Genomic DNA, 14,493 nt, shown 5'->3' with positions numbered 1-14,493 from the left:
GAAGTCATCACAGGAAGTTCCTGAAGCAGAAATCAACTTTATTTGAAAAATACACACACCAGGTCTGCATTATACATCCTTTTGCTGTTTTCGGAGCTTCCCTATGGTTTGGATCTTCGTGCTCTCGCAAAGGTTTGTTGACCTATATTTACTTGCATTTACATCAATACAATCTAGGTTAAAACAAGATTTCCTTGTTCCGGTCAGCCCCGCCGATAATCAGAAGAGCATTATGACAAACGATAACCAGCCAAAACCTTCCGCGTCGGATGACGCAAACACTGAATATGATTCAAGCCAGATTAAATCGGGAGAAGGACACAGCAAAGACGCCGACAATGAAAAAGACCCTAAAGACAGCGATGAGTCCGAAGCTAAAGGTAAAGGTCCCGGTAAAAAACCGCTGATTATTCTGGGGATTGTCGTGGTGGTCATGCTGATTGTCGCGCTGGTCTGGTGGCTGATGACCAAAGATCAGGTCAATACAGATGATGCCTTTATTGAAGGCGATGCCGTCACCATCGCGCCGAAAATTGCCGGGTACGTGACCAGCCTGTCGGTGAAAGATAACCAGTTCGTCAGAAAAGGCGATCTGCTGGTGGAAATTGATCCGCGTGACGCCACCGCGCAGCGCGATCAGGCGCAGGCGCAGCTCGGGCTGGCCGTCGCACAGCTGCATCAGGCGCAGGTACAGTTTGATCTGGCAAAAGTGCAATATCCTGCACAGCTCGCGCAGGCTAAAGCGCAGCAGACGCGCGCCGAAGCCAGCCTGATGAATGCCACCGCCGATTTCCGCCGTCAGCGCGGTGTCGATCCGCGTGCCACCACGCAACAGAATATCGATTCCTCTAACGCACAGGTGCGGTCTGCCGCTGCGGATTTAGAGAATGCCAAAGCGCAGGTGCAGGTTGCCGCGCAGGTTCAGCTGCAAATTCGTCAGGCTGAAACCAACGTCGAAGCCCGTCAGCAACAGGTTGAACAGGCGAAAGCCCAGCTGGAAAGCGCCACGCTGAATCTGTCTTATGCACAGGTACGCGCACCGTTCGACGGCTACGTCACCAAGCGTAACGTGCAGCTCGGCACACTGGTGCAGGCCGGTTCGTCGCTGTTCTCGGTGGTTTCTAAAGACATCTGGGTGGCGGCTAACTTCAAAGAATCTCAGCTTGAGCGCATGCGTCCGGGCAACAAAGTCGAAATCACCGTGGATGCGTATCCCGATATCAAATTGCAGGGCCACGTTGACAGCGTCCAGCAAGGTACCGGCTCACGCTTCTCGGCCTTCCCGGCAGAAAACGCCACCGGTAACTACGTGAAAATCGTTCAGCGCGTACCGGTTAAAATCGTTATCGACAGTGGTCTGGATCCGAAACAGCCTCTGCCACTTGGCCTGTCTGTTGATCCGACGGTGACCGTCGAATGACCGAAGACCGCAGTTACTGGAAACCCAAGGCCAATCCCTGGGCGGTTGCTGCCGTTGTCACCATCGCGGTGTTCATGGAAATTCTGGACACCACGATAGTCAACGTAGCGCTGCCGCACGTCGCCGGTTCGCTCTCTTCCAGCTACGATGAATCGACGTGGGTACTGACCTCCTACTTAGTCGCCAACGGCATCGTATTGCCCATTTCTGCATTCCTCAGCCGCGTGATGGGCCGTAAAACTTACTTCCTGATCTGTATCGGGATGTTCACCGTCTGTTCATTCCTGTGCGGGATCGCCACCGAACTGTGGCAGATGATTTTATTTCGCATTTTGCAGGGCTTCTTCGGCGGCGGTTTGCAGCCGATCCAGCAATCGGTTCTGCTTGATTACTTCAAACCAGCCGATCGCGGTAAGGCGTTTGGTCTCTCATCGATTGCCATCATCGTGGCACCGGTCGTAGGCCCGACGCTCGGCGGTTACATTACCGACCATTTCAGCTGGCGCTGGGTGTTTTTGATCAACATCCCGGTGGGGATTATTGCCCTGCTGGCGATTTATCAGCTGCTGGAAGATCCGCCATGGGAACGTAAGGCCAAAGGCAAACTGAGCATCGATTACATCGGTATCGGGCTGATTGCGCTGGGGCTGGGCTGTTTGCAGGTAATGATGGACCGCGGCGAGGACGACGACTGGTTTAAATCCGGCTTTATCGTCACTTTCGCGGTACTGGCGGCGACCGGGATTGTCGGGGCAATTTACTGGCTGCTGTACGCCAAAAAGCCGGTGGTCGATCTGCGCTGTCTGAAAGATAAAAACTTTGCGGTAGCCGGATTGCTGATGGCCGGTATGGCAATGATCCTCTACGGCAGTTCGGTGGTGATCCCGCAACTGGCGCAGCAACAGCTGGGTTATACTGCGACGCTCTCGGGGCTGGTGATGTCACCCGGCGCGATACTCATCGTGCTGTCGATCCCGCTGGTATTGAAACTGATGCCGATTGTGCAGACGCGTTACATTATTGCCTTCGGGTTCTTCCTGCTGGCTGCGTCGTTCGTCTATTCGGCACGGCTGACGCCAAACGTCGATTTCGAAACGCTGGTGCTGTTCCGTAGCGCGCAGTCAATCGGCCTCGGGTTCCTGTTTGTGCCGCTGACCACTATCGCGTTCATCACCATTCCGCAGCGGATGAACGCCGATGCCGCCGCGCTGTTCACCATGTTCCGTAATGTCGCCGGATCGATTGGCATTTCGCTGGCCACCGCCGGGGTGACCGAGCGAACGCAGGCGCACAGCGCGCATATGGTGCACAACATGTCGCCGCTCAACGAACAGTTTAATCAGGCCGTGAGCAAAAGCGCCGTCGCCATCCGCGATTTCGCCCATGTGCTGGGCGATCCGATGCAGCTGGCCACCGCGCGGATGTACCAGGAGATGGTGTCGCAGTCGCGCATTCTGGCTTACATCGACGTGTTCGGTTATTGCGCCATCGTCGCCGTTATTTTGATCCCATTTTGTTTCCTGCTTTCGCCTGTTAAGAGCGAAGGTAATGCCGGAGCACACTAAGTTGAATACGACCCGGAAGTTACAGAAGACCCGATTTTTTACGCTGTCCTTGATGGCGATCGCCCTCACCGCCTGTTCCGTTGGCCCGGACTATCAAAAACCGCAGACCGCGACGCCCGGCGCATTTAACGATATGAGCAAGCCGAAAGACGCCGATGGCGCGTCTGTGGCTCTGCCCTCTGAACCGAACCCGCTGTGGTGGAAAGCATTTAACGATCCGCAACTCGACAGTCTGGTGACCCGCGCTATTGCCGGGAATATCTCATTGCAGCAGGCGGTGTTACGCATCGCCGGTGCGCGCGAACAGGTGACGCAGGCCAAAGGCGCGTGGCTGCCATCGGTACAGGGCAATGCCAAAGTCACCCGGCAGCAGCTCGGCCTGAAAGGCATTCTGGATTCGAGCGGTGCTTCTTCGCAGCTTAACGATCTCAGCCCGGAAGCCTCGGGCGCTATCGACACCGCCACAAGGCCGGTGGATTTGTATCAGGGAAGCTTCGACGCCAGCTGGGAGCTGGATTTGTTCGGCGGCACCCGTCGTCAGGTAGAAGCCGCCAATGCGCAGACTCAGTCGTCAATCGAGCAGCGTAATGATGCGCTGGTGTCGCTTGAGGCCGAAGTTGCCCGCGCTTACCTGCAACTGCGCGGTGCGCAAAGTATTACCGCGTCGATTCAGACTCAGATCGACGTCGCGCAGCAGACGCTGGACCTGACGCAAAACCGTCAGCAAAACGGCCTTTCGCCACAGCTCGACGTGGAAAACGCCCGTGCCCAGTTAGGTTCCCTGCGCGCACAACTGCCTCAGTATCAGGCACAGGAGCGTCAGGCGATGAACGGGCTGGCAGTATTGCTTGGCCAGACACCGGGCTCGCTGGATGGCGAACTTGCCGCGCCGAAACCGATGCCCACCCTGCCCGCCGCCGTGCCGGTTGGCGTGCCCTCGCAGCTGGCGCGCCGTCGACCGGACGTACGCAAAGCCGAAGCCGATCTGCACGCCGCGACGGCCAATATCGGCGTGTCGGTTGCGCAGCTGTTCCCGAGCATCTCGCTCACCGGCCAGTTCGGGATGCGCAACACCGATGCCAGCTACCTCGATAACTGGAGCAGCCATTTTTACTCCGTCGGCCCTTCCGTCACCGTGCCGGTCTTCCAGGGCGGACGTCTGGTGTCCAGCGTGCATCTCTCACGTGCGCAGCAGGCCAACGCCGCGCTTAACTATCGCCAGACGGTGCTCACCGCCTTGCAGGACGTGGATAACGCGCTGGTCAGCTACCGTACCGATCAGGATCAGGTCAGCGGTCTGGATCAGACCACTGAAGCCTTGCAGACAGCATTTGATCTGGCGAGCGACAGCTATCGTCAGGGGCTCTCGACCTTTATCAACGTGCTCGACGCCCAGCGCCAACTGGCACAGGCGCATCAGCAATCCGCCGAGGCGAAAGTGAAAACCAGCACCGATCTGGTCTCGCTGTATAAAGCGCTGGGCGGCGGCTGGGAGCCGTATCAGAACGTAGATTTACCGACCTACACCGTGTTTGGCCCGGCAGCGACGCCGGACGTGAAAGTAAAGACGACGTCAGGCGTGACACCGTAACGGTTCAGTGTGATGAAATGAAATCTGAGGGCGTAACCGGGGCAGGAAGAGTAAAATTTTGCCTCATCCGCGCTATTTCATTCAGCGGCGTCAACCCGAAAAGACGTTTAAACTCGCGGCTGAACTGCGACACACTTTCATAACCTACCTGTGCGCTGGCCGCTGACGCGGTCAGCTCATGGCGCAACATCAGTAATCTGGCCTGATGCAGACGTGTGGATTTGAGATACTGCATCGGCGAGGTCTGCGTCACCGTTTTGAAATGAGCGTGAAACGTTGGCACACTCATTCCCGCCTCTTTTGCCAGCCCCCCGACATCCAGATGCGAATTAAATTGCGCATGCATTTTACGCAACGCTTTCGCCACTTTGCCAAATTGGCCTTGCATCGTCAGCGCACTGCGCAAGGTTTTCCCTTGAGGGCCGGTCAGAACGCGGTAATACACCTCACGCACCATCGCCGGTCCCAAAATTACGGCATCTGCGGGTGAAGACATCACCTGCAAAAATCTGAAAACGGAGCTGCGCATCGCGTCATCCATCGGGCTGGAAACCATACTGCGTGGTGATTCCGTTTCCGGCATACCCTGTGCCTCCAGCAGCAGTAACAGCTCGGCTGCAACGCGAAAATCCAGCCGCATGTAAATGGCCAGCATCGGCTCGACGTCACTGGCATCCGTTTCCATAGTGAACGGCACGGGCACTGAAACCATCAGATAATGCTGTGCATCATACAAATAGACATCATTAGCCAGAAATCCCCGTTTACTGCCCTGCACCACAATCACAATGCCCGGCTCGTAAAGCACAGGCGTGCGCAGCAGCGGGCGGTTAGAACGCAGAAAACGCACATCCGCCAACGGCGTGAGGTTGTAGCCCTCATGCGGTGTCAGCTGGTCGAGAAGCGTGGTCATTTGGCTGGCGAGGGTCATGTGCTGTTTGCCTGATGGATAAACCGGGATGTGGGTGAAGTGTGACACTGTATTTTATCCCCGTACAGATGATGCATAGGATTAGGCAAACATCTCAGAAGAACCGGTCTGGGGATTTGTCTTCGCACACTCTACTCTTGAACTCCCGTTAAAAAGGAGCAAATCATGAACCCGTCAAAATTATTTTTTATCACCGGTGTCAGCAGCGGTTTTGGCCGCGCGCTGGCAGAAGAAGCGCTGAAGGCAGGCCACCGCGTCGCGGGCACTGTGCGCAATCAGCAGGCGAAACAGGAATTTGATGCACTGGTGCCTGGCCGAAGTACCGGCTGGATCCTGGATGTCACAGATTTCGACGCGATCGCCCCGCTCGCAGACATCGTCGAACGCGAAACCGGCCCGGTCGATGTGCTGGTGAACAACGCCGGTTACGGCCACGAAGGCATCATGGAGGAGTCGCCGCTGAGTGAAGTACTGCATCAGTTCGACGTTAACGTGTTTGGGGCCGTGGCTGTCATAAAAGCCTTCCTGCCCGCGTTCCGCGCACGTCGCGCCGGTCATATTTTGAATGTGACGTCGATGGGAGGATTTATCACTATGCCCGGCATCAGTTATTACTGCGGCAGTAAATTCGCTTTGCAGGGTATTTCCGAAACCCTGACCAAAGAACTCAAGCCCTTTAATATCGCGGTAACGGCTATTCAGCCCGGCTCATTTCGCACTGACTGGGCGGGACGTTCTATGGTGCGCTCGCCGCGCAGCATCAGCGATTACGATCCGCTTTTCGGACCGATCCGCGAAACACGAGAAAAACGCAGCGGCCATCAGCCCGGCTCTCCGCAAAAGGCAGCCCGCGCGATCCTGCGGCTTATCGACAGTCCTGCTCCTCCCGCATCCCTGTTGCTCGGCAGCGACGCCGTCATGTATGTCCGCGAGAAATTACAACAGATGAGTGCCGATATCGACGCCTGGGAAGAAATCAGCCGCTCGACCGATGGGTGACATACTCTTTTAAGATTCCCGATCAGCGCATTTTCGCCAGACTACGCTATTCTGTTCAGACTCTGAAAATCCTGCTATCAGCGGGATTTTTTCCTGAATAACAATCGGGTGAAATAATGAACGACATTGCAACAGAAGAGAAAAAGCCCAGCTGTGATTCAGTGATCAATAGCGTTGCCTATCGCGACGGCAAGCGGTTGCAGGATGTGACCGTTGAGGACATCAGCGAAGTGCTGAAAGAGCCGGATACCTTTGTCTGGCTTGGGCTGTGGCAGCCGGAAGACAGCTACATGCGCAGCGTTCAGGAGGAATTCGGCCTGCATGACCTGGCGATTGAAGATGCGCTGACCGCCCATCAGCGGCCCAAAATCGAGCAGTACGGCGAGTCGCTGTTTATCGTCGCGCACACCGCACAGAAGGTGAAAGAAACCATCGAGTACGGCGAAACGCACATGTTTCTGGGTAAAAACTTCCTGATAACCATCCGTCACGGTGCGTCATCGAGCTATTTGCAGGTACGTAATCACGCCGAAGAACGCCCGGATATGCTGGCGAAAGGCCCGGCGTATGCGCTTTACTGCATCCTGGACTCTATCGTCGATAACTATCTGGAAATTCTGCATCAGTACACCGAGCAGTTCGATGCCATTGAACAGCTGATGTTCCAGAACACCTTTAACCAGCAGGCAGTGCAGCAGGTGTATCGCCTGCGTCGTGATTTGCTTTCCCTGCGCAACTCCGCCGTGCCGATGGAAGATATCTGTAACCAACTCAGCCATCATTACGAAGAACTGGTGCCAAAAGGCCTGCGTGCCTATATTCGCGATGTGCAGGACCACGCCAATCAGGTGATCAAAACCACTGACGACATGCGCGAAATGCTCTCCAACGCCATGCACGTAAATCTGGCGCTGGTGTCGGTGCATCAGAACGAAGTGGTGCAGCGGCTGGCGGGCTGGGGGGCAATTCTGGCAATCCCGACCGTGATCTTCAGCCTGTACGGCATGAACTTTAAAAACATGCCGGAGCTGGATGACTGGTGGGGGTATCCGGTGACGCTCGGCGTGACCTTTGTCGGCTGCGTGTGGTTGTACTGGAAGTTGAAAAAGTCCGGCTGGTTATAAATAATCACCGAATAACATTTACAAGCGAATAACATATTCTCCTGTTATTCGCTGTCTTTAATTTTCCTGACAATGTAATCCCGTCTTTATTTTATTTTTGCTTCCCAGCCCGCCTTAATTCCTTATATACTCATCCGCATCTTTCCCGACGGAAATTATTTCAGCTATGTCAGTCCGCTTCGCGATTTCACAGTTTATGCATTCGCTGCGCTTGCCCGGCAAGCGGGCCAGTGCGTTGCTGTTCGCATTATGCTGGCTGATGCTGAACGCCCAACTGGCGCTCGCCAGCCATCAGTGTGACATGCGTCCGCCGGTGGAAAATACGCAGATGCAGCATAATGAATTTATGCAAATGCCTGATTCAACAGAGCATATGCAGAGCCAGACGGTGCTGTGCGAGAAACATTGCGTACCGGAAAGAACCCAGTCCGACGGCAGTTCCTTACCGCTGCTGGCTTTACCCGTCGTACAGACACTCGCCCTGACCACCGTGGATGCGCGTACCGCCGTCACCACCGCCGACTGGATCGCCCCCCCTGTCACCGCCCCTCCTGCTGAAGTCCGGTTCTGCCGATTTAGAGAATAGCCCCCGCTGTCACGGGTGTTTTTCCGCATCCGACATTAAATGAAATTTATTTGCCAGAATAATGGCCATTCTTTTCCATTGAAAGTTTCCAATGACAGTTGGAGTATTTCCCATGCATGTTTTATTTAAATATTTGCTCATTAGTCTTTTCTTTATTTCCTCTTATTCCTTTGCCGATACTGCGCCAATAGATCACACCACAATGACAATGCCAGATGCCCAGACGTTTGGCTCGGAAGGCGTGATTACCCAATGGCAGTCCGGCAGCGTCGGCATTTCTCATCACGCCATTCCGGCACTGAAATGGCCGGCGATGACCATGAATTTCAGTCTGCCGCTGGAAATCAGCGCCAACTCCCTGCCCGCCGGTACGCCGGTGGCGTTCACCTTTGTCAAAACTGAGTCCGCTTATCAGTTACAGACGCTGACGCCGCTGACACGCTGACCGGGAGATCCACCATGTTCATTTTACCGCGTCACCCCTGGGTGACGTGGCACTGGCTGCTGGCTTTTATGCCGGTCGGCGCCTTTGCCACACCCGTTTCTCTGCCGCAGGCGCTGGTCGCCGCGCAGGATTATTCCGCCGAGCTTTCCGCCAGCCGCCATCAGATTAACGCTCTGGATAACCGCGCCGATTCGGCCATGCAGTTACCGGATCCGAAGCTGAAATTTGGTATCGAAAACCTGCCGGTCAGCGGCAATAACGACCGCCGGTTTACCCGCGAAGGTATGACCATGCAGCGCATCGGCATCATGCAGGATTACGTCAGCAGCAGTAAGCGTGAGCGTAAAGCTGACACCTTCCGTGCTGAATCGCGCCAGATCGCGGCGTCGACCCAAAGTATCCGTGCCCGCCTGCAAAGGGACGCAGCGCTTGCCTGGATGGAGCTGGCGATCGGCGAACAAAATATCTCCCAAATCCAGAAGCTGGTGGATGAAAGCCAGCGGCAGATTGGCGTGCAGCGCGGCGGGGTCAGCAGCGGCAGCGCCCTGCCTGCCTCGGTACTCGACGCCCGCCTGACCCTCATCGGCATGCAGGACAAACTCACCCAGGCGCAACGCGATGTCCAGCTGGCCCGTACCCGCCTGAGCCAACTGACGGGCATTGATCAGCCTGAAATCAACGGCGCTGTTCCACCGGTCAGCGCGCTGCCGCCTGAAGTTCAACAGGCAGACAGCGTCGGTCAGCATCCGGAAATTCTTCAGGCGCGACGCGAAGCGGAAGTCGCGCAGTCGAAGTCCTCCGAATCGGCGATTGCCGCACTGCCGGACGTCGGCGTTGAAGTCTATTACGCGCACCGTGCCGACGACTACGACGATATGGCGGGCGTGATGTTTACCGTCGATTTGCCACTGTTTACCGCCTCGCGGCAGGACAAAGATCATGCCGCCGATCAATCGATGGCGATGGAAAGCAATGACCGGCTGGCGCAGCTGGTGCGCGATCATCAGGCGCAGCTGACCACGCTTATCGCGCAGTATCAGGCCGCCAGCATCCTTTGGCAGCGGCAAAAAAATGACGTCTTACCCTTGCAACAACAGCGCATCAGCGTGATTCAGGCACAGTACCGCGCCGGGAAAAGCAGCCTGAATGATGTCCTTGATGCCCGCCGCAGCCTGCTCGACAGCCAGCTGGCGGAACGCAATGCCGAACTGGACGTCGCCCGCTATTGGGTTGCCCTGCGCTATCTCGCGCCACAGGAGAATCACTGATGACATCCGCTAAAACTTACAGTCTGCTGGCCGTGGCCGTGATAGCTGCCCTCGCCGGCGGTTATTGGCTCGGGCGTCACAGCCATCCTGCTGCGACACACACCGCCGCCGTTCCTGCCGAACGCAAAGTGCTGTACTGGTACGACCCGATGACGCCGGATCAACGTTTTGACAAACCCGGTAAATCACCCTTTATGAATATGGATCTGATGCCGCGTTACGCCGATGAAGTGACGGACGACGGTGGCGTGACGGTCAGCGCCCGCCAGCAGCAAAATCTGGGCATGCGCAGCGACGCCGTGCAGCGTCGCGTGATCTCCGCACCGCTGAACGTTTACGGAACGGTCACCGCCGACGAGCGCAGCCTGCGCACCGTTGCCGCCCGCGCCAGCGGCCTGGTGGAAAAACTGTACGTCGCCGCCAGCCAACAGCAAGTGAAAAAAGGTCAGAAACTGGCAACGCTGTGGATCCCCGACTGGACTGCCGCGCAGCAGGAATATCTGGCCGTGCGCCAGCTCGGCGATCACGCCCTGAGCGCCGCTGCCCGCCAGCGGCTGGCGTTACAGTTTATGCCGGAAGACGTATTGAAAAGCGTAGACCGCACCGGCCAGCCGCAAACGCGCATCGACATTACCGCGCCCGAAGACGGTTACCTTAGCCTGCTGAGCGTACGTGAAGGCGCACAGGTCACCGCAACCCAGCCGCTGTTTGAGCTGACCAGCCTGAAACAGGTGTGGATCGTGATGGATTATCCGCCGTCAGCCGCCAGTCAGGTTCATGCGGGAAGTAACGTCACCGCCGAAACAGAAAGCCAGCCAGATGAACGCTTTCGTGGCACGGTCAGTGAGCTTCTGCCGGATGTCGATGCGGTAAGCCGCACGCTGAAAGCCCGCGTGGTGATGGACAATCCGCAGGAAAAATTGCGCCCCGGCATGTATCTCAATCTCACGCTGGCCGCTGACCAACAGACGCCGGTGCTGGCTGTTCCACAGGAAGCGCTGATCCAGACCGGCAGCCGCAACAAAGTGTTACTCGACGACGGCAACGGGCATTTCACGCCGCAGGAAGTCAGCACCGGCGCGACGCGTGACGGATGGACCCAGGTACTTTCCGGCCTCAAAGAAGGCCAGCGGGTCGTCACTTCCGGGCAGTTCCTGATTGACTCCGAAGCCAGCCTGCGCAGTGCGTTGCCCGCGGCTTCCGCTTCTGAGCCCGCCGCCGCCGGGAACAATACGCCTGTACACGGAGGTCATTTATGATTGCTTTCGTGATCCGCTGGTCGCTGCGCAACCGGCTGCTGGTCTTACTGGCCGCGCTGATGATGGCGGTCTGGGGCATCTGGTCATTGCAGAAAGCGCCGCTTGACGCCCTGCCGGATTTGTCCGACGTGCAGGTCATTGTGCGCGTCAGCTATCCCGGTAAAGCACCGCAAATCATTGAAGATCAGGTGACTTATCCACTCACAACCACGCTACTCTCCGTGCCAGGCGCAAAAACCGTGCGCGGCTTTTCGATGTTTGGCGACGCCTATGTTTACGTACTGTTCGACGACGGCACCGATCCTTACTGGGCACGTTCGCGGGTGCTGGAATACCTCAGCCAGGTGCAGTCTGCGCTGCCGTCCGGTGCAAAAGCGTCGCTCGGGCCGGATGCCACCGGCGTCGGCTGGATTTACGAATACGCGTTAGTCGATAAAACCGGTAAACACAGTCTGGAACAGCTGCGCGCGTTGCAGGACTGGACGCTACGCTATGACCTGAAAACCGTGCCTGACGTGTCGGAAGTCGCCAGCATCGGCGGCATGGTACGCCAGTATCAGGTAGTCGCCGATCCGCAGCGGATGCGCGCCCGTGGCGTGACGCATCAGCAGCTGGTGGCGGCGTTGCAAAGCGCCAATCAGGAAAGCAGCGGCTCGCTGCTGGAGATGGGTGAAGCCGAATATATGGTGCGCACCTCCGGCTATCTGAAAAGTTTGGAGGATTTCAATAACGTGGTGGTGACGGCCAGCAACGGCATTCCGGTACTGCTTTCTGACGTTGCCACCGTGCGCACCGGCCCTGAGCTGCGACGCGGCGTGGCGGAGCTAAACGGTGAAGGTGAAGTGGCGGGTGGTGTGATCGTTATGCGCTCGGGCAAGAATGCGCTGAAAACGCTCAAAGCAGTGAAGTTGCGGCTAAACGCACTGGCGCGCACCCTTCCGGCCGGAGTAGAAATCGTGCCGGTCTACGACCGCCAGCCGCTGATCGAAAACGCCATTGTGACGTTGTCACATAAATTGCTCGAAGAGTTTGCGGTAGTCGCGGTGGTTTGCGCGCTGTTCCTGTTCCACTTCCGCTCGGCGCTGGTGGCGATCATCACTCTGCCGCTCGGCATTCTCGGCGCCTTCATCGTCATGCACTATCAGGGCGTCAGCGCCAATATTATGTCGCTGGGCGGTATCGCCATTGCCATCGGCGCGATGGTCGATGCGGCCATTGTGATGATCGAGAATATGCACAAAGTGCTCGAGCAATGGCGGCACGACCATCCGGGGCAAAAGCCGACGTCTGCCGATTACTGGCAGGTGTCGGAGCGCGCAGCCGTGGAAGTCGGTCCGGCGCTGTTTTGCAGTTTGCTTATCATCACGCTGTCGTTTATTCCGGTGTTTTCTCTCGAAGCGCAGGAAGGCCGGATGTTCTCACCTCTGGCGTTCACCAAAACCTACGCGATGGCGGTTTCCGCCGGGCTTGGGATCACGCTGGTGCCGGTACTGATGGGCTATTTCATTCGCGGGAAAATTCCCGATGAAAACGCCAGCCCAATCAACCGCTGGCTGATTGCGGCCTATCAGCCAGTGCTTTCAGCGGTGCTGAAACGCCCGAAAACCACACTGGTCTTCAGCGGCCTGTTCCTGCTGGTCTCGCTGTATCCGTTGGCAAAGCTTGGGAGCGAATTTATGCCTGCGCTCGACGAAGGGGATCTGCTGTATATGCCGTCCACGCTGCCGGGTATTTCCGCCCGCGAAGCCGCGCGCCTGCTACAGCAAACCGACCGCCTGATCAAAACCGTGCCCGAAGTTGCCAGCGTATTTGGCAAAGCCGGACGCGCTGACAGCGCCACCGATCCCGCTCCGCTGACCATGATTGAAACCACTATCCGCTTTAAACCGCGCGACCAGTGGCGGCCAGGCATGACGCCGGACAAAATTATCAGTGAGCTGGATAATGCCGTGAAGCTGCCGGGCATCGCCAACGTCTGGGTGCCGCCGATCCGTAACCGGCTGGATATGCTGGCGACCGGCATCAAAAGCCCGGTCGGCATCAAGGTGAACGGCAATAACATCGCACAAATCGAGGCCGTGGCGCAGCAGATTGAGCACATCGTCAAAACCGTGCCGGGCGTGACCTCCGCGCTGGCGGAACGACTTGAAGGCGGGCGCTATGTCGATATTGATATCAACCGGCGGCAGGCGGCACGTTACGGTGTCACGGTGGCTGAGCTGCAATCGTTAGTTTCCACTCTGGTTGGGGGTGAAAATATCGGAGAAACATTGCAAGGCCGCGAGCGGTATCCGATTAATCTTCGCTATCCGCGTGAGTTGCGCGACAACGTGCAGGCGCTGCGCGATTTACCGGTGCTGACCGCCTCCGGCGCACAGGTGCCGCTCTCGGCGCTGGCGACGATAAACATCACCGACGGTCCGCCGATGCTTAAAAGCGAAAACGCCCGTTTGTCGGACTGGATTTACGTCGATCTGCGAGGCCGTGATCTGAAATCCGCCGTCGAAGAGATGCAGCAGGCGGTCAATCGGCAGGTGAAACTGCCGGAGGGGGTGACGGTGAGCTGGTCGGGGCAATTTGAGTATCTGGAGCGCGCGACGGCTAAACTGAAAGTTGTTCTGCCGTTTACGCTGGCAATCATTTTCGTGCTGTTGTACGTCACTTTCAGCAGCGTGCGGGACGCGTTGCTGATCATGGCGACGCTTCCCTTCGCGCTTACCGGCGGCGTCTGGCTGCTGTATCTGCTTAGTTATAATCTGTCGGTCGCTGCCGCCGTAGGTTTTATCGCGCTGGCTGGCGTAGCGGCGGAATTCGGGGTGATTATGGTGCTGTATCTGAATCAGGCGGTGCAGCGCCAGCTGAAAGGCAAAACCGAACTGACGGAGGCTGAACTGTGCGACGCCATTCACCACGGAGCGGTGTTGCGCGTCAGGCCAAAAGCCATGACCGTTGCGACCATAATGGCCGGTTTATTACCGATTATGTGGGGCGGCGGCACCGGTTCGGAAGTGATGCAGCGCATCGCCGCGCCGATGATCGGCGGGATGCTCAGCGCACCACTGTTGTCGATGCTGGTGGTACCGGCGGTGTATCTCTTAATGCATCGGCATCGGGGAGCGACGGCAGGCGGCTTTTCAGGTCATAACCTGACCGTTCATGAAGACAAAAAAACAAAGACAAATTAAAATTGATTCGTTCTGCTCCCTTCCCTATAACGGTGAGGATTGGGGTGGGGTATTAATGCAAAATCAATAAGTTAACTGTGTTTTAACAAATTTATTGCCAGCTATACCCCCTCCCGGCCT

Annotated in this window: 11 protein-coding genes; 10 read left to right on the top strand and 1 reads right to left on the bottom strand. The window is 56.9% G+C overall.

All coding sequences use genetic code 11. From position 1 onward, the window contains the following. Nucleotides 1-232 precede the first annotated feature (232 nt). Genes TU92_RS21860 through TU92_RS21850 form a run of 3 tightly spaced genes read left to right on the top strand, consistent with a single transcriptional unit; the run spans nucleotide 233 to nucleotide 4,576 of the window. Nucleotides 233-1,420, top strand: coding sequence for an HlyD family secretion protein (locus TU92_RS21860; protein ID WP_112169450.1), 1,188 nt, complete (start codon nucleotides 233-235; stop codon nucleotides 1,418-1,420). After that, nucleotides 1,417-2,985 (top strand): DHA2 family efflux MFS transporter permease subunit, encoded by a 1,569-nt coding sequence (locus TU92_RS21855; protein ID WP_112169449.1) that lies wholly within the window; start codon nucleotides 1,417-1,419, stop codon nucleotides 2,983-2,985. The genes TU92_RS21860 and TU92_RS21855 overlap by 4 nt, the downstream gene beginning before the upstream one ends. 52 nt (nucleotides 2,986-3,037) lie before the next feature. Continuing rightward, nucleotides 3,038-4,576 carry an efflux transporter outer membrane subunit gene (locus tag TU92_RS21850; RefSeq protein WP_244207833.1) on the top strand — a complete coding sequence of 513 codons (1,539 nt, stop codon included), beginning with the start codon at nucleotides 3,038-3,040 and terminating at the stop codon, nucleotides 4,574-4,576. Between the two features lie 4 nt (nucleotides 4,577-4,580). Here TU92_RS21850 and TU92_RS21845 read toward each other — a convergent pair whose 3' ends face one another. Then, entirely contained in the window at nucleotides 4,581-5,489 is a 909-nt protein-coding gene (locus TU92_RS21845) for an AraC family transcriptional regulator (RefSeq protein ID WP_208640488.1), read from the bottom strand. 183 nt (nucleotides 5,490-5,672) lie between these two features. Here TU92_RS21845 and TU92_RS21840 point away from each other — a divergent pair, with 183 nt between their 5' ends. The 7 genes from TU92_RS21840 to TU92_RS21810 all read left to right on the top strand — a co-directional run bounded on the left by TU92_RS21840 (nucleotide 5,673) and on the right by TU92_RS21810 (nucleotide 14,373). Then, nucleotides 5,673-6,506, top strand: a complete 834-nt coding sequence (locus tag TU92_RS21840; protein WP_112169443.1) for an oxidoreductase — start codon at nucleotides 5,673-5,675, stop codon at nucleotides 6,504-6,506. Nucleotides 6,507-6,622: 116 nt separating this feature from the next. Next, the gene (gene corA / locus TU92_RS21835) at nucleotides 6,623-7,630 is read left to right on the top strand and encodes a magnesium/cobalt transporter CorA (protein ID WP_112169441.1); all 1,008 of its coding nucleotides are present in this window, start codon (nucleotides 6,623-6,625) and stop codon (nucleotides 7,628-7,630) included. A gap of 166 nt (nucleotides 7,631-7,796) precedes the next feature. Then, a complete protein-coding gene (locus TU92_RS21830) occupies nucleotides 7,797-8,216 on the top strand; it encodes a hypothetical protein (RefSeq protein ID WP_112169439.1) in 420 nt (139 codons plus the stop codon). Nucleotides 8,217-8,418: 202 nt separating this feature from the next. Next, nucleotides 8,419-8,661, top strand: coding sequence for a copper-binding protein (locus tag TU92_RS21825; protein WP_244207834.1), 243 nt, complete (start codon nucleotides 8,419-8,421; stop codon nucleotides 8,659-8,661). A 14-nt stretch (nucleotides 8,662-8,675) separates the two neighbouring features. Then, complete coding sequence (locus TU92_RS21820; RefSeq protein WP_112169436.1) at nucleotides 8,676-9,929, top strand: TolC family protein; 1,254 nt, start codon at nucleotides 8,676-8,678, stop codon at nucleotides 9,927-9,929. Beyond that, complete coding sequence (locus tag TU92_RS21815; RefSeq protein ID WP_112169434.1) at nucleotides 9,929-11,188, top strand: efflux RND transporter periplasmic adaptor subunit; 1,260 nt, start codon at nucleotides 9,929-9,931, stop codon at nucleotides 11,186-11,188. The genes TU92_RS21820 and TU92_RS21815 overlap by 1 nt, the downstream gene beginning before the upstream one ends. Beyond that, entirely contained in the window at nucleotides 11,185-14,373 is a 3,189-nt protein-coding gene (locus TU92_RS21810) for an efflux RND transporter permease subunit (RefSeq protein WP_136627599.1), read from the top strand. The genes TU92_RS21815 and TU92_RS21810 overlap by 4 nt, the downstream gene beginning before the upstream one ends. The last annotated feature ends 120 nt before the right edge of the window (nucleotides 14,374-14,493 follow it).

The sequence above is a fragment of the Rahnella inusitata genome, assembly GCF_003263515.1.
In the GTDB taxonomy this organism is placed as follows: Bacteria; Pseudomonadota; Gammaproteobacteria; order Enterobacterales; family Enterobacteriaceae; genus Rahnella; species Rahnella inusitata.
Note: the sequence above shows the minus strand (reverse complement) of the source record. Positions and strands in the feature narration are given on the sequence as shown.